The 17,799-nt window shown below is 59.4% G+C and carries 17 protein-coding genes and 1 pseudogene; 6 read left to right on the top strand and 12 right to left on the bottom strand.

Going from position 1 to position 17,799, the window contains the following annotated elements; translation table 11 throughout:
* The first annotated feature begins 113 nt into the window (after nt 1-113).
* Nucleotides 114-3,317, top strand: coding sequence for a type I restriction endonuclease subunit R (locus AC6IW9_RS12040; RefSeq protein ID WP_497763977.1), 3,204 nt, complete (start codon nt 114-116; stop codon nt 3,315-3,317).
* Nucleotides 3,318-3,325: 8 nt separating this feature from the next.
* Nucleotides 3,326-4,051, top strand: a complete 726-nt coding sequence (locus tag AC6IW9_RS12035; protein WP_497763976.1) for a M48 family metallopeptidase — start codon at nt 3,326-3,328, stop codon at nt 4,049-4,051.
* A gap of 475 nt (nt 4,052-4,526) precedes the next feature.
* On the opposite strand, the gene AC6IW9_RS12030 is transcribed toward AC6IW9_RS12035, so the two are convergent.
* The 5 genes from AC6IW9_RS12030 to AC6IW9_RS12010 all read right to left on the bottom strand — a co-directional run bounded on the left by AC6IW9_RS12030 (nt 4,527) and on the right by AC6IW9_RS12010 (nt 8,172).
* Nucleotides 4,527-4,841 (bottom strand): hypothetical protein, encoded by a 315-nt coding sequence (locus AC6IW9_RS12030; protein WP_497763975.1) that lies wholly within the window; start codon nt 4,839-4,841, stop codon nt 4,527-4,529.
* Nucleotides 4,838-5,152, bottom strand: a complete 315-nt coding sequence (locus AC6IW9_RS12025; protein WP_497763974.1) for a hypothetical protein — start codon at nt 5,150-5,152, stop codon at nt 4,838-4,840. Before AC6IW9_RS12025 ends, AC6IW9_RS12030 begins: the two co-directional genes overlap by 4 nt.
* Nucleotides 5,153-5,541: 389 nt before the next feature.
* A complete protein-coding gene (locus AC6IW9_RS12020; RefSeq protein WP_497763973.1) occupies nt 5,542-6,873 on the bottom strand; it encodes a site-specific integrase in 1,332 nt (443 codons plus the stop codon).
* A 480-nt stretch (nt 6,874-7,353) separates the two neighbouring features.
* The gene (locus tag AC6IW9_RS12015; RefSeq protein WP_497763972.1) at nt 7,354-7,866 is read right to left on the bottom strand and encodes a GNAT family N-acetyltransferase; all 513 of its coding nucleotides are present in this window, start codon (nt 7,864-7,866) and stop codon (nt 7,354-7,356) included.
* 3 nt (nt 7,867-7,869) lie between these two features.
* Nucleotides 7,870-8,172 carry a type II toxin-antitoxin system TacA family antitoxin gene (locus tag AC6IW9_RS12010; RefSeq protein ID WP_497763971.1) on the bottom strand — a complete coding sequence of 101 codons (303 nt, stop codon included), beginning with the start codon at nt 8,170-8,172 and terminating at the stop codon, nt 7,870-7,872.
* Between the two features lie 228 nt (nt 8,173-8,400).
* Between AC6IW9_RS12010 and AC6IW9_RS12005 the strand changes: the two genes are divergently transcribed.
* The 3 genes from AC6IW9_RS12005 (at nt 8,401) to AC6IW9_RS11995 (ending at nt 12,328) form a co-directional block, all read left to right on the top strand.
* Nucleotides 8,401-11,490, top strand: coding sequence for an AAA domain-containing protein (locus AC6IW9_RS12005; RefSeq protein ID WP_497763970.1), 3,090 nt, complete (start codon nt 8,401-8,403; stop codon nt 11,488-11,490).
* 97 nt (nt 11,491-11,587) lie between these two features.
* Nucleotides 11,588-11,947, top strand: a complete 360-nt coding sequence (locus AC6IW9_RS12000; protein ID WP_497763969.1) for a phospholipase D-like domain-containing protein — start codon at nt 11,588-11,590, stop codon at nt 11,945-11,947.
* A 51-nt stretch (nt 11,948-11,998) separates the two neighbouring features.
* Nucleotides 11,999-12,328, top strand: a complete 330-nt coding sequence (locus AC6IW9_RS11995; RefSeq protein WP_497763968.1) for a VpaChn25_0724 family phage protein — start codon at nt 11,999-12,001, stop codon at nt 12,326-12,328.
* A gap of 80 nt (nt 12,329-12,408) precedes the next feature.
* Here AC6IW9_RS11995 and AC6IW9_RS11990 read toward each other — a convergent pair.
* The 6 genes and pseudogenes from AC6IW9_RS11990 to AC6IW9_RS11965 form a co-directional block, all read right to left on the bottom strand.
* Nucleotides 12,409-12,714, bottom strand: a pseudogene (locus AC6IW9_RS11990) (DUF5996 family protein); the annotation flags it as partial.
* Nucleotides 12,715-12,840: 126 nt separating this feature from the next.
* A complete protein-coding gene (tnpC, locus tag AC6IW9_RS11985) occupies nt 12,841-14,478 on the bottom strand; it encodes an IS66 family transposase (protein WP_497763766.1) in 1,638 nt (545 codons plus the stop codon).
* A gap of 49 nt (nt 14,479-14,527) precedes the next feature.
* Nucleotides 14,528-14,881 (bottom strand): IS66 family insertion sequence element accessory protein TnpB, encoded by a 354-nt coding sequence (tnpB, locus tag AC6IW9_RS11980; RefSeq protein ID WP_497763765.1) that lies wholly within the window; start codon nt 14,879-14,881, stop codon nt 14,528-14,530.
* 19 nt (nt 14,882-14,900) lie between these two features.
* A complete protein-coding gene (locus tag AC6IW9_RS11975; RefSeq protein WP_497763967.1) occupies nt 14,901-15,368 on the bottom strand; it encodes a DUF5996 family protein in 468 nt (155 codons plus the stop codon).
* Nucleotides 15,369-15,506: 138 nt separating this feature from the next.
* On the bottom strand, nt 15,507-15,776 hold the full coding sequence (locus AC6IW9_RS11970) for a hypothetical protein (protein ID WP_497763966.1): 270 nt from the start codon (nt 15,774-15,776) through the stop codon (nt 15,507-15,509).
* Between the two features lie 459 nt (nt 15,777-16,235).
* A complete protein-coding gene (locus AC6IW9_RS11965) occupies nt 16,236-16,541 on the bottom strand; it encodes a DUF930 domain-containing protein (protein ID WP_497763965.1) in 306 nt (101 codons plus the stop codon).
* A gap of 301 nt (nt 16,542-16,842) precedes the next feature.
* Between AC6IW9_RS11965 and AC6IW9_RS11960 the strand changes: the two genes are divergently transcribed.
* On the top strand, nt 16,843-17,538 hold the full coding sequence (locus tag AC6IW9_RS11960; protein WP_497763964.1) for an MgtC/SapB family protein: 696 nt from the start codon (nt 16,843-16,845) through the stop codon (nt 17,536-17,538).
* Here the strand turns inward: AC6IW9_RS11960 and AC6IW9_RS11955 are convergent.
* The gene (locus AC6IW9_RS11955) at nt 17,521-17,766 is read right to left on the bottom strand and encodes a PepSY domain-containing protein (RefSeq protein WP_497763963.1); all 246 of its coding nucleotides are present in this window, start codon (nt 17,764-17,766) and stop codon (nt 17,521-17,523) included. The genes AC6IW9_RS11960 and AC6IW9_RS11955 overlap by 18 nt on opposite strands.
* Nucleotides 17,767-17,799 lie beyond the last annotated feature (33 nt).

Here is a 17,799-nt window from a genome sequence, read left to right as displayed (position 1 = left end):
TTTGTTGATCGGCTGAGGTCGCGCTGCGCATCATGCGAAGCGCTGAACAACGAGCAATACACTGATAATATTGTGGAAACTATCAATCCTCCTCGCCTTGTGAAGGGGGTACATTGACCCATTCCCCCGAATTCACCGTCTCGGAAGCCGGAAGCGCCCAGCTCCAAGCGGTGCATACGCTGATCAACTGCGGCTGGCGCTACGTCACGCGGGCGGAGGCCGATCAGTGGCGCGACGGACGGCGAACGCTGCCATTCCTGGAAACCCAACTCCGGGCGGACTTGGCGCGCATCAACCGCATTCAAGTCGATGGGCGTACGCATTCTTTCTCCGAAGCGAACATCGACGCTGCGGTTCAGCGGCTCGCTGATCGTATCCCCGAGGGCGTGATGCGCGCCAACGAACGGATGACCGACGACCTGATGCTCGGCATCGCCTTGCCGCAAACCGTCGGAACCACGTCGCGAGAGTGGCCGTTTAAATTCATCGATTGGAGCGACTGGCGCGCCAACACCTTTCAGGTGACCAGCGAATGGACTATGAGCGAGCCGGGCGGCCCGACGATCCGGGTCGATCTCGTTCTTTTCGTCAATGGCATTCCGCTGGCGGTCATCGAGGTCAAAGCCTCACACGTCGCGGCCGATCAAGGCATCAGCCAGCAGATCCGCAATCAGAAGATTGGGGAAGGCGTTCCGGCGCTATTCTATTCCGCCCAGCTCTTGTTGTCGGCCAACAGCAATGACCCGCGCTATGGCACGGTGGGCACGCCGCGCAAGCTCTGGAGTGTGTGGAAGGACCTCGAAGACCCGCGGGGCTTTGCCGAAGAGGTGGTCAATCGTCCGCTCGATGCCGTCGAGGGCAAGCGCGTGGGGCTCGATTTTGCGCCACACATGAAGCGGCACGATCGGTTGATGGAAGAGCACCGGTTCGCTACGCGACTGGATGAAACGATCGTCGGGCTTTGCCGCCCGGAACGGTTCATGCGGCTCGTCCGCCGCTACATGCTCTTCGACGGGCCGCACAAGAAGGTCGCGCGCTATCAGCAAGTGGCAACGGTCGAGACCCTGCTGAAGCGGACGGAGGAACGCGATGCCGCGGGGCGGCGCAAGGGGGGCATCGTCTGGCATACTCAGGGCTCGGGCAAGAGCCTGACCATGGTCATGCTGGCCAAGTCCATCATAATGTCCCACCCGCAGGCGCGCATCGTCATCGTAACGGATCGGACCGATCTCGATGATCAGATCACCAGGACCTTCCGCGCCACCGGCCAGGAACCGAAGCGGGCGGCGACAGGTGAGAACTTGCTGTCCTTGATAGAGGACATGACGCCGGTCATTACCACCCTCATCCACAAGTTTCGGGCGGGTCTGAACAAACGGCGCGTCGTCGACACTTCGTCCGACATCTTTGTCCTGGTGGACGAGAGCCATCGCAGCCAGTACGGCAACCTCGCCAGCTTGCACGCCCGCATGCGCGAGGTGCTGCCCAACGCCTGCTTCATTGCCTTTACCGGCACGCCGATCGCCAAAAAGGAGAAGAGCACCTTTGCCAAGTTCGGCGAACTTGTTCAGCCCTCTTACTCCATGCGAGACGCCGTCGCCGACAAGGCTGTCGTGCCGCTACTTTACGAGGGAAGGGAAGTCGTCACCGACGTCGATGATGCACAAATCGACCGCTGGTTCGAGGTCCACACGCGCGGTCTCTCCGACGACCAGCGCTCGGACCTGAAGCGAAAGATGAGCCGGGCGCGTGAAATCGAAGGTGTCGATTCCAGGCTTCAGTCGATCGCCTTCGATGTAAGCCAGCATTTCTCGACAAATTTCAAGGGAACGGGGCTGAAGGGGCAACTTGCGGCCTCGTCGAAGAGGGCGGCAATCCTACTCAAGAAGCTCTTCGACGCATTTGGTATCGTCACCACCGAGGTCATAATCTCCGCTCCGGAAATGCGCGAAAGCGAAGATGAGGTCGATGAGGCCGACGACGATCTCGTCCGCACGTTCTGGCGCAAGATGATGGAGCGATACAGTGGCGAGGATGCCTACAACCGTACCATCATCGAGCAGTTCACGGGCCCGGCCGATCCGGACATCATCATCGTCGTCGACAAATTGCTCACCGGTTTTGATGCACCACGCAACACCGTGCTCTATGTCGCTCGCCGCCTGAGGGAGCATGGTCTGCTGCAGGCCATCGCTCGGGTCAACCGCGTCTTCGACGAAGATGGTGCGCCGGATAAGCCCTTCGGTTTCATCGTCGACTATACAGGTGTCCTCAAGGACCTCGGTGACGCGCTCGCCAGCTACGATGCGCTCCAGGGGTTCAGCCCGGAGGACATTGCCAGTAGCGTGACGGCTATTCGGGACGAGGCGAACAAGGTGCCAGGCGCCCATGCGGCCTTGCTAGACGTATTCAAATCCGTTTCCAACAGCTTCGACGCCGAGGCCTACGCTCGCTTATTGGCCGACGAGGAGATTAGGGCCGAGTTTTACGCCCGCCTGTCCATGTTTTCCCGTGCCTTCTCCGTCGCACTTGCCTCACCGGCTTTTGTCGAGGCGACGAAGCCGGAGCTGCTCAAGCGGTGGAAGGCGGATCTCGGCCGGTTTGTTTCCTTGCGCGCAGCAGTCAGCCTTCGCTACGCAGAGCGCGTGGACTGGCGAGACTATGAGAAACGTATCCGCCAGTTGCTGGACCGGCATGTCATCGCGCGCGACGTCGTCACGTTGGTCGAGCCGCTGAATATCTTCGACGATATCGCGATTGAGGGGCGCCGGCAGGAAAAGACGGAAAGCGATGCGTCGGTTGCCGACACGATCGCGCATCAATTGACCCGTTCGATCGAGGAGAAATGGGACGAAGACCCAATTTTCTTCGAAAAATTCTCGAAGCTCGTTCGCGATACGATCGCTGATTTCCACAAAGGGCGCATCAGTGACCTGACCTACCTTACAAAGGTCAAGGAGCTGCGCGACAAGGTTCAAACTCGGCAGGATGAAACCGATCCGACCCCAGCGCGTCTTCGTGACGATGGTCACGCCCAGGCTTTCTGGGGGGTCGCGAAGCGTAATCTGGACAAAGCCGGTGTTGGTGATGCCGAATTGGCCGCCGACATCGCGATGGAGATCAGTCGGATCGTGCAGAAGCGCCGCAAGGTCGGCTGGCAATATGATCGTGACGTCGAGAACACTATTCGGAATGACATCGATGATTTCTTCTTTGAGGAGCTGCGTGGCCGGCGAAACATCTTGGTCGATCCTGCTATCCTTGATGGCATCGTCGATGATGTGCTCGCATCAGCTCGCGTGCGGTTGGCGCAATGAGGATAATCATGGCCAGTCGTCCGACGATTGAGCAGATTGAAATATGCTGGGGGGAGCGTCGGGTCATCGCTGAACTCGTTCGCACGAATAGGCGCGTTCTCCGGGTCGACGTTCGACCAACAGGCGAAGTCGCCGTTTTTGCTCCGGCCGGTGAGGACATCGACGAAATTCAGGGCAGAGCGCGGCGGAAGGGTGCCTGGATATTCGCGCAGATCGACACGATTGCCAGAAGGCCGAACGTTACCCCAACGCGTAGGTTCATTTCCGGCGAGAGCCATCTTCTGCTCGGACGACAATATCGTCTGTCGATTGAGCAGTCCGATGATCCGCACGTCCGACTCGACGGCGGACGCCTAGTGGTCAGCGCGCGAACAGCCGACGACCAGCCCCATTGCAGGCGTCTCCTTCAGGCATTCTATTCACTCACGGCCCGAGAGGTGTTTCGGCAACGATTTGAGATCGTTGCGGAGCCGTTTGTTCGCAGAGGTCTGAGGCGGCCGTCCCTCGTGATCCGGTCGATGTCGAAACGATGGGGAAGCTTCACCCCTGGCGGGCGACTGGTGCTTAATGTGGACTTGGTGCGGGCTAGTCCACAATTGATTGACTATGTGATCTCGCACGAACTGGCGCACGCCTTTTACCCCGATCATGGAGAAGGTTGGCATGCCTTGCTCGACAGCGTTATGCCGGATTGGGAGGAGCGGAAGGCACATCTTGAGGCGTCATTACGATAACTCCTCTATCGATCATAGCGTGGCGGCTCCAGATGTGGGATCAAAACGACGCGTACGTTTGGTGGGAATCGCCTGCCCGGTCACGCTCGGATTTTTCCTTCGCCGATCTCGTCGCCGGTCGCCTCGGTCTTTGTGGTGTTGCCGCTCGATCGGCTGCACCTTCCCAGCAGATCGTTTACCATCACCCGACGGGCGAAGCAAAGCGGAGGACGGCGCAACCGTTGTCTTATTTATCGCTTTTCCGTTCCGAAGCGCGGATGGTTATCCTTAAGGATGAGCGGGGAGGGGATCATTCCCGAACCGAACGAGGTTGCGAGTCACTTCAAACTTGGCGTCACAGTTGACGTCAGGCAGACCATGGAGATGATGGAGCATTACCTTCCAGAGTTCATACCTTTGCTTCGCTTGCTTGAGCTGCATCGTGAAATTTGTCACGTCGCCCAGATTGCCTTTGTTGAAGACAAGATGGTAAAAATCACTGCTCCATCATGGCCTGCAGAGCAGGAGGGATGTTCCTGAGCTCGGCGATCAACTCCCGCAGCTGATCGCGGTAGCGAAGCCGAAAGGGATCTGGCTCCCCGAGGGACTGACGAACGGCGAAGTAGCGCGCTGCTGATCGCTCGTAGGCCCAGATGAAAACGTCTTTGTGGAGGTCGACTTTGTTCAGCTCATACCAGCCGAGGATGGCTTCCGTGTAGGCCTGCCCGGGCAGGTCGGTGAACGACAGCGGCGACAGATTGCCTTTGATGAGAGGGATGTTGGCGGCAAGTCGCGATACGGGCTTATTCACATCGTCGAAGGGTTGCAGATAGGAAGCTGCACCGTGACGAAGAACGCCTGCTCGAAGGGATCGCTGATCGCTGCTGCTGTCGCCAGGATCTGGTTGAAGCTTTCTTCGATGAGCTGAGGCGCCTCGAGTGGATGGAAAGCGGAACGCTCGATGCCGACGGGGATGTAGCGCAGCCTGCCCGGAGCAGTCGGGTCGGCGAGGAGCCTGCGGCGCGTTGGCGACGCCAGTCCGCAGGGCCGACGAATAGAGCCCCTCGCGGCGTAAGATCGCCCCGATGCCTCCAGGAACGCCAACCGCGCGATCCGCTTCATCGAGGATGCGCAATTTGTCTTTGGCCGTAAACGTGCGGCGACGTGGGCGAAGGACGAGTTCTGGCGACGCGCGGCGTCTGGTGCCGAAACGATCGTCGGCCTCCCGCCTTCCTCAGTTTCGGCGCCAGACGCCGCAAGAGTCTTTCCTTCAGTGATAGGGCGCATAACCATGGGATGTTTCGACCTTGGCCCTCAAGGGTAAACTCCCGGTGGGTGTTTGTCTCAACATCATTGGCACGGAGGGGCTGCCATTCCTGCGCATAGCGCTATGCGCAGGAATGGGGCGACTATGCGCAAAAATCAAGGATAGGCGCAAGGTTGAGCATCAGGCGCAAAATTGTTCGCGTGTCGGCGCAGTTGCCCGTTCAGCTAGATTTGCTTGGCTTCGGTCACGCCGAGACGTCGTCGGGACCTTCCCAGGATTCCTGCGGCACGCGTTCCCGACGGCCTTGCGGGCGCACGATCGCCGCCTTGCCGTCGAGGATGTCGGCCATCTCCTCCGCGACGTTATCCGCAGCCAGCCGGACGGCCTCGTCGATATGGACATAGCGCTGGGTGACGCCGCGCGAGGCGTGCCCCAGGAGCGCGGCGATGGTCAGCTCAGAGAAGCCGAGGTCGCCGGCGAGACTGGCGAATGTGTGGCGCAGCGTGTGCGGCGTGATGTCGGCGAGGCGAGCACGCTCGCAGACGCGGTCGAGCACTCGGACGACCCCGATGAAATGCCCCTCCCCCCAGTCGGCCGGAAAGAAGAATGGCGACTTTGCTTCGGGCCGAGCGAGGAGCAGGTCGATTGCGGCCTGTCCGATCACGCGGGTCTGCGCGCCGCTCTTCGTGTCTGGGAATCGGATCGCGCCCTCTTCCTCGTCGAGCCAGCCGCGCTCGACTCCGAGTCCTTCCATGCGGCGGAAGCCGGTCATCAGAAGGAAGCGGATGGCGGCCAGTGCGGTCGGATGTTCGCCGTCCTCGGCGGCGGCGCGCAGCGTCTTGCCGAGACGCTCGATCTCGGCGCGGCTGAGCCGCCGTTCACGGGGCGCGCTGGCGAGCCGGCGAACGCCCTTGGCTGGGTTGCTCGGGATTTTGCCGACGCGCACCGCATGTTCGAATATCGCGTGCAGCGTCGATAGCGTTCGGGCAGCCACCCCTTCGCCCCCGGTGGTCGCGCCGCCGCGGCTGCCCTTGCGCGCCTTCGCGGTCTTCCCGGCGGCGATATCGGCCTGGGCGGCTTCGATATCGCCGAGCTTCAGGGAGCCGACCTGCCGCCGGCCTAGCAATGGCTTGATGTGGGAGTCGATCCGGCTGCGGTCCATCGCCAAGGTGGAAGCTTTGATCGGCCGCCGGCGCCGGCCGAGGATGCGGCCGGCTTCGGCCTCGGCGAGATACCAGTCACAGACCTCTGCGACGGTGACGCGTCCTTCGGCCTCCGCTTCTGCGGCAAAAGGGTCGAGTCCCTTGGACACCGCGACCAGTTTTTCGTGCGCGAGATCGCGGGCTTCCTCGACTGTCATCAAACCGAACCGGCCGATGACCGCGCGGCGCGGCCTGCCGTGGGGTGTGCGGTAATGGATGACGAAGCTCTTGAGACCGGACGGCATGACCTGAACGCCGAAGCCGCGCAGCTCCCGATCCCAGACGAAATGCTCCCGAACCTTGACCCCAACCTTCGAAGGTTTGGGAGCTTTGAGGGCGTCGATAATCCGTTTTGTGAGCTTTTCAGAAGCCATATCAATCGCCTGCTGCAAATCTGCTTAGAATGATCGGATCATACCCCTGATCGGAGCCGATTCCAAGCAGTTCGGAGCAAGTCGGAGGCCACTCGGGCGTAAACACGGCGGCCTAGCGTTCATACAATAGATTGTTTTATAGTCATATTTCGTAGACCGGCGAAGCGGATCGCGGAGGAGCGAAGGCTCTGGGGCACCTTGCCAAGGTTGGGGTCGAGGGTTCGAATCCCTTCGCCCGCTCCAAAATCACTCAAGAAAATTAGAGCGTTATGAACGGGCCGCCGAAGGGCGGCCCTTCGCTTATTTGGCTTGGTGTCCACATGGTGTCCACGACGTCAATCCCCATCTCCCATCCAAGTCACTGCATTGCCTCGCGTCAGAACCCTCGGCCGCTCTCAAGGGGCACCTGGGTACTGCGAACTTCCAGGCGCCCATCAGCAGGTGATTGCGCCCCCGTCGACGACCCCTCCCCTGCGCCCGTCACTTGAAGAGCTGCTTTATGTCCGCCATCGTCCGAAACAGCTTCATGGGCTGTTCGGGGAACGGCAGAAAACTCTCTCGCTCGTAGAAGCGGCGGCCGCTGTCGTCCTTCGCATCCACGATCAGCGCGAACGAGGCGATCTCGCTCCGGGCGGATCGGTAGAGAGCGTCGGCGAGCAGAAACCGGCCGTATCCCTTCCCTTGTAGCCGCCGATCGACTGCGAGCCGGCCCAGGAGCGTAGCCGGCACGCGCGGATATTTCGGCAGCTTTCGCAGGGTCGGTTCCGGCAGTTCGGCGAGTTGCACGGAGGCCGCCGAGAGCGTGTAGTAGCCCGCGATCGCCCCGTCGGGCAGCACCAGAACGAAGGGCGCGGCCATGTTCTTTCGAGCGTCCTGACCGGCCTGCGTCCGAAAATATCGGTCGAGCGGCTCTACGCCGCACTCGAATTTCGATCGATCATGGCCTGACGCCAGCGGCTCGACGCAAAGCTTCTCGTCTCTTCCGGCAAGCACGCGTCAAACGCCGGTTCGCTCGCGATAGCGGCGCACCGTGTCGCGAAGGCGGTCATTGACTGGCTTCGGGTTGAGCAGCGCATCAACGAATGCTTCGCTATCGCGAACCGAGAGCGAGAGCCGATTGTGTTCCTCAATGGCGCGCCGGGCCGCGTCCTGCACGCTGGTCAGCACGAAATCGGTCACACTGCGCCCTTGCAGGGCGGCCGCCCGCTCGATCAGGCTCTTTTGCTCGGCCGTGACACGGGCCTCCAACCGCTCCGCTCGGGTACGGCTCGCGTGAGATTTGGGCGCTGCATCGGTCATGGCACTTTCTCCCTACCCTATAATGTACGGCCAATGCCCGGCCATATCAAGGCTAATAGGTCGGAGTCCGGCCGCGCGTAAAATCTGGCCCACAAGCGGCGTCGGCCCATGCAGTAAACGAAAGCACACAACCTCGGCAACGTTGAGGTCCTGGTTTGATTGCGAACGAAACTGGAATATGGAAGCTTTAGCCGTGATGTTTAATTTTCGATTCGGACATCGCCCCACATGGTAACCGGGAGGAACCCCAAGATTGCGAAACCGACGCTGGAGACACGCTTCAGCTTTGTCGGCGACGCTGTCGCGCCTAGTGATCGTGAAGCGCTCCGATCGGCGATATTCGAGGTAGAGGATCGACTCTCCGGCGCCGAACGCTGTCTAAAGCTGTGGCGCAAGACCGGAACTCCGGTCGACGAAGATCTTCGACAGCTTTGGCTGCACGAGATGCGACAGGTGCAGCGCGTCATGTCCTATTCAGGAGCCCGTAATGTCATCGTCGACGTCCTAGAATTCGTTGAGGATGACGAGAATTTTGGCGTCGTTTTGGAGCGCGTAGGCCAGCCACTCAGCGAGAAGCGAAAACGAGTCGCTCGTCAGCATTGGTTAAGAAATCTCAATGCTCCCCGCTTCCGAATTTTGTTTTGGCGTAATATTGCGCACCTTGTCACTGCACTTGGCATTATCCATAAGCAAAGCCTAGTTCACGGGCGCATTAATGCGGATGTCGTTATGACAGAAGGCTCGGACGAGCCGGATTTCCAGCTCGGTGGATTCGAGTGGAGTCTTTGGCTAACTTCCGATCTGGTTGAAAAATCACAAGCGAAGCTCGGACCCACTGCGGCGGTCAAAAGGGCCGAGAGCTATTCCTTCGCCGACGACTGGCGCGCGCTTGGACTGATGATCGCTGACTGCCTTGAGACAACCATTGAAAAGACCGGCGTGGTATATCCAAAAGCGGGGTCGCTGATTGCGTTGGATGTTCCGGAGCGAGTACTGCTACGCCGCTTTATTGCACCGGCCCGAATGGACCATCTCGACGCGGATTCAATCGGCCGTTCGATCAGCGATCTGGTTGCAAGCATATCGCGGGCATCATCTGCGCGAGCTGGCACATTTATTTTGTTTTTCGACACTCAGTCGAAGCTAGGCGAGGCGGTTTATGTCGCTACCTCTGGTGCGATTCCCGTTGACGAATATCGTCGGCAGCTTGATTGGGTTCGAGGCGACTTCGATCAAGGCGCGACCCTCCTCATTCCCCGCGAATTCGATCCGGCAACCAGTTGGTTGCGGCTCGTTACAGATACGATGATCTATCGACTACGCGCGTTTCGTAACGAAGGGACACCTGTCTGGGACATAGCAGTGTGTCAGGGCGTCGATGTTCGAGATAACGTGTTCAACCTTGGAGATCATGACGAACACGCCATCATTCAGCCGATTACCGTCGCCACGTCATCGCGAACAGCGCAGGAATTCCGCGGACGGCTCGGACCCGACATTCTGGATTGGAGCTCATACTCGACACCTATTCGTGATGCTGGACCAAACAATGAAAACGTCGCAATCAGACGAGCGCTACTTCTGGCCCAAATTATTGAAGCGGTTACCAAGGCGCTGGATGTCTATCCTGTCGAGGTATTGGAGACCGGACGCCGCGAGGGTCGCAGATTTGTGATCGTTCGCGCTGAACCAGATAACGATCGCGACAGGATCGCAAAGTTGATCGGCCTATTGGAAAGTACCGCTGCACTGAAGAGGCTATTTGAAGACGACCATCGCGATGCCGAAGCAAAATGGCGTTTGAGTCAGGCAGCAAGCTTGGGTGCATCGAGAAGTAACGATGTCACGGCAAGCTTCGTCGAGCCTGTAGATCATCGCGGGCGACGCGGATATCGATTTGAAATAGATGAAGAATTACAGAGTGATGAGCGCCTTTTCCTTCGAACAGAGCGCGACACCGGCACCGAACAAGTGATCGGCCGCCGATTGCGAAACATTAAAGCACTGGACACGCGCGTCGATCTTACCGAGATGCTGGCGGACCCCTGGCGTGTCAGACGTGCCAGCCGCGAGGCGCTGACAGAGGCCGAGCAGAAAGACGAACATTTCCTTGATCTGGACAAGCCAAAGCGAGAGGCGCTTATCGGCTCATGGTCCACCTTGCCGTCATTTTTCGTCGTTGGACCGCCTGGCGTAGGCAAGACCAAACTCGCGACCGAAATTGTTCGGCGTAGGTTTGCAGCTGATGGCGCGACGCGTATGCTGATCAGTGCACAAGGTCACGACGCGCTCGACAATCTGCAGGATAAGGTCAAAGAGACTTTCGCCAAGGCCCGGCTTGGCGACGTGCTCGTTATTCGTTCGACGACTCCAGAGAAACGTACGACCACTGACGAGGAAGTTCACCGGGCAGGACTGGAATATCTCGAACGTCTCGCAGACAGTCGGATCATGGGCGATCTCCCATTGTCGATCCGAAGTCGCGTTGTCGCTCTAAAGCAAGCGGCAGGCCGTCTTGAACAAGCAAAAGACACCGTCGACCGTCAAGAGCGCTCCGGCCTAGGCGCGATCTCGCATCTCGTGCTCGACGCAGCAAATGTCGTGATTTCAACTGCGAACTCACCAGATATCGAGCGTCTCGTGGAGGCGCACGAACAGTTTGATTGGGTGATCGTCGAAGAGGCCGCTAAGGCAATTGGCCCGGAACTGATTGGGCCGCTGATGCTTTCCGGGCACCGACTTTTGATTGGCGATCATTACCAACTTCCGCCATTCGACGCAAATCGCCTTATAAAGATTCTTAGCGACCACAGCCTTGTGGTCGAGGCGCTCGGGCTTGCTGAGCAGCTTGTGGGACCTCTTATGCGGGACGGAGAACTCGATGAGCTCGAGCCCTTGAAGGCCGATCCGGCCGCACTGCGCGAGATAGCCGGAACGGCGTTGCGTTTGCTTGAGCCGTTCCAAACGGTCGTCCAGGAAGATGAACGACGGTCTGCGTCAAATCCCTATCATCGCTCGCTGGCTGCCACCTTGACGGAGCAACGCCGCATGGATCCGGCCATTGCCGAAATCGTTTCCAAGGCTTTTTACGGCGGTCGGCTGGAAACTGAAGCTGGACGCAAACTTTCTGCCGAGACAGAAGAATCACTCCTCATCCAGCTTGACTCATTGCCGCAATCGCCGGTCGTTGTTGTTGACTTTCCGCATGTCAGTTCGACCAGTCATGGCTCCGGCGTCGAACGCGGGCGACCTCACCCGCGATCTCCGAAAGCACGCGAGTTCGCAGGGCCAAGCCAAGGTTTCAATCGTTATTGGTGAGGCTCACGATCAACTGATCAGAACCGCGAGCGGAGCATCTCATCGATTTTTGGTGGGAAGTCATCGCCTCGGTTCGACCGCGCGTCCTGGCGCGATCATGCAAGGTGAAGCAGCTGCCGGCCGGAAGGGCGTTAAGGCAGTGGTCCTTTATACTCAGCCAAGTGGGCCTTTGAAAAATCGCCATACTCGAGCACTTGAAGAGGAAGCCGATGAAAATGGTTTGGTCCTGCGTAGAACTAACAAGCCTCCGCTCCATGGCAAATTCGCGACCTGGGACAGTGACGACATTGTCGTTACCAGCCTTAACTGGGCTTCGGCAACCACCAACCCTGATTTCCCATGGGGTGATATCGGCGTCCATATAAACTCTCCAGGCATTGCCGACGAAGTGATAGCCCATCTTGAGGCAATCCTTCCAGAGCTGCGCGAACTTAAGAATCCGAAAAGCTCAAGCTAATGGCCTATCTTCGTTCCACCATGCGATGGATTCTTCTGGGAAGTAAGATAAATGGGCGATTACCGACCAAATCAAGTTGACACGCTTGAGCACCACAAGTCTGAACATCGCGCCTTAGCATTGCTACGTTTTCTCGATCGGCAACCCGCAAATGTATCAAATGAGTGCATTATCAATTTGCTTTTCGAGAAAATCGGTCTCGCCTGCTCTCGTCAACAGGTACGCAACGATCTCGAACGGATTGAGAAGCTCGGATTGGTCCGAACTTCGAAGACCGAAGAACTTGTTGTTGTCAGTCTTCTCCCCAAGGGCGAAGAGGTCGCCAACGGTCGCGTCACAGCCGAAGGCGTTCTCCGACCGGGAATAGATTGTCCATACTAGGACGTGTGGACGAATTGAAAGCAGGCGCACTTTCAAGATTCCCAGCCTGAATCTGGCGTGATTCATAGACCTCCGACCGATTCGGAGGTTCGCACGACCTCATAGGGCAGGATGAACTCTCGTAGCTGTTCGCTGTAGAATGCGCCCTCCGGCCGGACGACGGCGTCACGAAATCTCTCTGGCTCTGGATAGGCGTAAGAATAAAACGCCGGATATTCGACGGGTCCGCCGCCGCCCGGCCAAAAGCCGGCGCTGCTCACCTCGTGGGAATAAGCTTCGCGCGTGACTTTGTCCGGAAGATTTGGAACGCCGCCCGGATGAAGGGGCGCACGGCGGCCGGAAAATCGGGTCACTGCGAGGTCGAAGCTGCCCCAGAAGAAATGAACCGTAAGCGCCGTTGTCGTCCCATTGCCGCTGGAATGGAAGAATAGCTTGCAATTCGTTGCGACAAGGCATTGCAAGCCTTTGGCGCAAAGCTTTGTCAGCGATTGGTTCAGCGCAATGGTGAGCGATCAGGCGGCTGGCGTCGGCGACGAGGATTTGAAGGCCCAGGGCATCAGCTCGTCGATGCGCGACTGCGGATGGCCATCGGCGATCGCCTCGAGCGTCGCCTTCATCCAGGCATAGGGATCGACGCTGTTCAACTTGCATGTCGCAATGAGCGAAGCGAGACGTGACCAGGAACGTCCACCTTCATCGTGCCCCGCGAATAACGCATTCTTGCGCGTGAGAGTCAGCGGCCGAATCTGATTTTCGACGAGGTTGGTGTCCATCTCGACGCGTCCATCGTCGAGGAACAGGGTCAGCCCGGCCCAATGATTCAGAAGATAGGCGACCGCCTTGCCCATGTCGCTGCGGCCGGAGAGGCGAGCGGCCTGGGCGCGCAAAAACTCTTCGAGCTCGACGACAAGAGGCCGCGACCGCTCGGCGCGAACGCTCTGCCGGATCGGCGCCTCTTTGCCCCGGATGTCCGCCTCGATCGCATAGAGCGCGGCGATGCGCGCCAGGATCGCCTCGGCGATGGGCGAGCCCGCTTTCGGCGTGGCGGCGATGATCTCGCGCCTGCCATGGCTCCAACACCAGGCGAGCCGCAGTGGGGCGCCACCTTTGCGCTCGGCGCGCGCCAGACGATGATAGCCGCCATAGCCGTCGACCTGGAGAACGCCGTCGAATCCTTCGAGCATCCGCTCGGCGTGCTCGCCGCTGCGACCCGGCGCGTAATGATAGACCACGATCGGCGGATCGGCGCCGCCGTGCCCGCGGTCGTCGCGCAGAACCGCCCAGAGATAGCCAGTTTTCGTCCGGCCGCGGCCGGGATCGAGAACCGGCGCCCGAGTCTCGTCCATGAATAGACGGCCGGACAGCTTCATCAGCGCGCTCATGCGCTCGACGATCGGCGCGAGGTGGAAGGCCGTCGTTCCCATCCAATCGGCCAGAACGGCGCGGTCGAGCATGATCCTGTGGCGCGCGAAGACCTGCGATTGACGGTAGAGCGGCATGTGCTCGCTGAACTTGGCGACCGCCACTTGCGCCAGCAGCGCCTCGGTGGGAACGCCGCCCTCGATCAGATGCGCAGGAGCCGGCGCCTGGGCGACGCCCGCGCATCCTGTCGGACAGGCGTAGCGGGGCCGCACGGTCTCGATGACGCGATATTGCGCCGGCGTCACGTCGAGGCGGCTGGAGCGGTCCTCGCCGATCCGAACCATCAGGCCGCAGCCGCAGGGACAGGCGAGGCTTTCTGGCTCGATCACGCGCTCGACGCGCGGCAGATGAGCAGGAAAGGCGCGCGCGGCGCGGGCGGCGCGCTCCCTGGTCGCCGGGCGCCCCGAGCGGCGCGCGCGATCGTCTTCCCGCTCCTGGACTTCGGCAATGGCGATCTCGATATCTTCCAGAACGAGCTGTAACTGATCGGGATCGAGTTTCTCCGAACGCTTGCCGAAACGCGCGCGTTCATATTCCTTGACGAGCAATTGCAGACGTTCGACCGTCTCCTTCGACGCTGCGAGCTCGCTCTCGGTGTGAAGGCGCGCGGCGAGCTCATGATCGGCGCGGATGCGTTCGGCTTCGAGCATGGCGCGCTGAGCTTCGAACAATGCGCGTAGTTCGGCAGGCAGCTCTGCGAGTCTGGAGGGATCGAAGCTCGGCGTCACGTCGGCGAATCTATCGCAAGCGAGGCGCCGAATGAAGCCGAAGTTGCGATCAGTTCGCCGCGGTCGGCGTCGCCACGATCCGCTCGCCGACGCGCTTCCAGTTGAGCCCGTCGAATAGAGCTTCGAATTGCACCCGGCTCAATTGCAGGACGCCGTCGCTGATCTGCGGCCAAGAAAAGCGGCTATCGCCGAGACGCTTGTAGACGAGCACGAGTCCGGTTCCGTCCCACAGCAAAATCTTCAAGCGATCCATTCGCTTCGAGCGGAACACGACGATGAGCCCGGAATGCGGATCGAGTCCGAGCTTGTTTTGCACGAGAGCGGCCAGCGCGTCATGCCCGCAGCGGAAATCGACGGGACGCACGGCGAGCACGATCCGCAACCCTTGCGACGGAATGATCACGCGCCGCGCTCCAGCGCCGTCATGATCTCGGCGATGCGCGTCGACGCGGTGTCCTGATCCAGGCCGAATGCATTCGATCCTCACTGAAACGAATCCGGTCCGGAATCTCGTTCGGCCATTCGTTGATTTTCGTGCCGATGCCGAGATCGGCCAACGCCGCCATCACGGTTGCGAAAAATTCGGCGACCGACTGCTCCCGAAGAGGAATGTCGAGACGGCGCGCGTCACTGGTTTCGAGACGCAGCAGATGATCGACGAAATCGAAGTCGATTTGAAATACGCCCTCGCGAAGCGGAATCGGAGATGTCGTCAGGCCGCGCCCCGTTACATAGAGCGTCACATGCCAGGAGTGATTGAGCCATGGCGTATTCGAAAGTCGAATTTTGCCTATGATCTGGGATTTCAGCTGGAGAGTCGAGCAGGTGTCTCGCCACAGCTCGTATGGGAGTTCCGGCCAACATTCTCGATTTCCGTCGCACGACGTCACGTCGGCCTCTCACGAAGATGACGGGAAGCGGGACGTCACATAGGGCGAATTACACCGACGAGAAGGGTGGCGTTCGAAATACGAGAACAGTCGCGCTCCACTCAGAATCGTGGTCCGTCGAGGCGCGCCTGATCCCAGTTATAGCTGATAGATATAGGACTTGCTGACCTTGTGTCGCTTGGCGATTTCGGCGACAGGAACGCCGCTCTTGCGTTCCGCGCGTAGCGCCTTGCGGAAAGCCGCGAGTTCTTTTCCGGATCGTCGGGAACTCGTCGTACCGGCAACGCCGCGTGATGCCGCTTTGCTCTTGCTCGGCTGGGAACTCTGCTTCTCTTCCGTGGCGAGGATCGACTGCACGGTTTCGACTATCTTTTGCAGCTGGCTAACTTGACGTTTGCTGAGCGCCATCGGTTCACTCCCGAATCAGGATGACGACACCTACATGAACTTTGCTGTGACGCAAGCTTCTCGTGCATGTCGCACATCGTTTCTGTGTCCCCATCGGCTTGCAAAAAAGTGGCGCTGAGGTCGATCGCAGGCATCGAGGCGACGCAGCTCGGCCTCGACATCCGCGTCGTCGTCACCAATTCCCGCACGGCGCGGCGGAGTGGCTCTATGACAGCCTCCATTGCGCGCGTGCAAGAACGTCATCAAGTTGCATAACACGCGGCTTTCCTTCGACCGAACTTCGTATCGTTCGGCGCTGCACAGTCCGACGAAGCAAAAAGTCGCGCCGTCACGCCAGCCTTTCGGCAGTTCGCACACAGCGTCCGAGTCGCCCGAAAAGTCGGGAGAGTGATGCGGTCCACGGGCCGCCAGCAGGTATTGCGAACAGAACTAGCCGCTGGCGCGTGTCGATCGTTGAAGTCATCGCCAAAGCCCGTAGTCTGTCCACTTGGCTTCCGGGATCACATCGCCAATTCTGTAATCGAACGTCAGCACTTTCAAATGGTCGGCGGACGCCTTGCAGATGAACGAAAGAGCATACCAGCGTCCTCCGCTGCAAAAGGCCGCTCCGGAAGCGCTGAGAATATCCCCGAGATGCTTCGGATGAGAAATCACGTCGCTCTTGGCGCGATCGGGCCGATACAGGCTCGTTTCGTGACCAATCCTCTCCATCGCTTCGAGATCGCAGACCTGCTCCAGGCGCATCTGCAGATCGAGACGCTGCAAGCTCGCTCGGGTTCTCGCATCATCAGCGAACGATCGCGGAACCAGCGAGGGCGCAAGCATCGAAAGAGCAATTATCCACGCCGCTCCATATATGCGATAGCTTCCACTTTTGAGACAAAATCGAGACTTCATCGACCGGTGAGTTCCCTTTTTTCGAACCGGAGCGTCGCGAAGGCCGCGACCGTGCGATCCATATATCCGGATCGGCTGCCCCCCGGCTAGCCGGCGAACGAGTTCCACTGCTTCTCGCGAAAATCCAGCCTTCATGAGTTCGCGTCAAATACGAAATCGAGGGTAAGAAATGACGATCACCTTGACATGGTCGGATGTCGCGTTGCGTCTCGCTCTGACGATAATTGCCGGAGCGGTGATCGGATTCGAACGGGGCGAGACCGGACACGCCGCCGGCTTGAGAACGACGCTGCTGGTCGCGCTCGCCGCCTGCCTCGCCATGCTCCAGGCGAACTGGCTGATGAATACAGGCGGCAAAGCCTCCGATTCCTTTGTCGTCATCGACCTCATGCGACTGCCGTTGGGTATTTTGTCGGGGGTCGGCTTCATCGGCGCGGGCGCCATTTTGAGAAAAGACGATCTCATCGTCGGCGTCACGACGGCCGCGACGCTCTGGTATGTGACCGTGATCGGCCTCTGCTTTGGCGGCGGCCAGATCGAATTGGGAGTCGTCGGCAGTATTTTGGGCGTTGTCGTTCTGCCGGGGCTGAGACGGCTCGAGGCGCGCATGAGGCAGGAGCGCGTTTTCAATCTATACGTCAAATGGAAAGGCGACACGACGAGCGAAGACAAGATTTTGGCCGCGATTTCGGCGTCGCGTCTGAAAGCATCGAAGATAGCCGTCAAATACGACAATGTTGAGCAAACCCAGGAACTCCGCTGCTCTGTCACCCACCGTCCCCTCGCGGCGGAAGATCCCATGCCTCAGGCGCTCCGAGAACTCGCCCATCTGCAGGGAATAGTCGAGCTAGAGTGGCAAGGTTGACGCGCTTTCCCCTAAGCGTTCCAGCTTCTTCCTGATCAGTGAGAATTCTGCGTCGAACTTCAAATCATATGTTTTTCCATCATCGCATTTGGCGTCGTCCACCTCATAATGGCCATCGTCGAATTCCAGCTTGCCGCCCGAGCATCCCTGAGCCGAGACCGCGGACTGAAGTTTGACCTTCTCCTCTTCCGTCAATGGCCGATCCGCCAATGCGGGCGCTGCCGCCATGAGAACCGATCCCAAAGCTAAAACCAAATTTCG

The sequence above is a fragment of the Methylosinus sp. shoA genome, assembly GCF_059718125.1.
This window is presented reverse-complemented; position numbering and strand designations above follow the sequence as displayed.

Coding starts and splice junctions, on each gene's coding strand:
- AC6IW9_RS12035 (WP_497763976.1), top strand. CDS start 3,326: ATGGCCAGTCGTCCGACGATTGAGCAGATTGAAATATGCTGGGGGGAG.
- AC6IW9_RS12025 (WP_497763974.1), bottom strand. CDS start 5,152: ATGAAGCGGATCGCGCGGTTGGCGTTCCTGGAGGCATCGGGGCGATCT.
- AC6IW9_RS12020 (WP_497763973.1), bottom strand. CDS start 6,873: ATGGCTTCTGAAAAGCTCACAAAACGGATTATCGACGCCCTCAAAGCT.
- AC6IW9_RS12010 (WP_497763971.1), bottom strand. CDS start 8,172: ATGACCGATGCAGCGCCCAAATCTCACGCGAGCCGTACCCGAGCGGAG.
- AC6IW9_RS12005 (WP_497763970.1), top strand. CDS start 8,401: ATGGTAACCGGGAGGAACCCCAAGATTGCGAAACCGACGCTGGAGACA.
- AC6IW9_RS12000 (WP_497763969.1), top strand. CDS start 11,588: ATGCAAGGTGAAGCAGCTGCCGGCCGGAAGGGCGTTAAGGCAGTGGTC.
- AC6IW9_RS11995 (WP_497763968.1), top strand. CDS start 11,999: ATGGGCGATTACCGACCAAATCAAGTTGACACGCTTGAGCACCACAAG.
- AC6IW9_RS11970 (WP_497763966.1), bottom strand. CDS start 15,776: ATGGCGCTCAGCAAACGTCAAGTTAGCCAGCTGCAAAAGATAGTCGAA.
- AC6IW9_RS11960 (WP_497763964.1), top strand. CDS start 16,843: ATGACGATCACCTTGACATGGTCGGATGTCGCGTTGCGTCTCGCTCTG.
- AC6IW9_RS11955 (WP_497763963.1), bottom strand. CDS start 17,766: ATGGCGGCAGCGCCCGCATTGGCGGATCGGCCATTGACGGAAGAGGAG.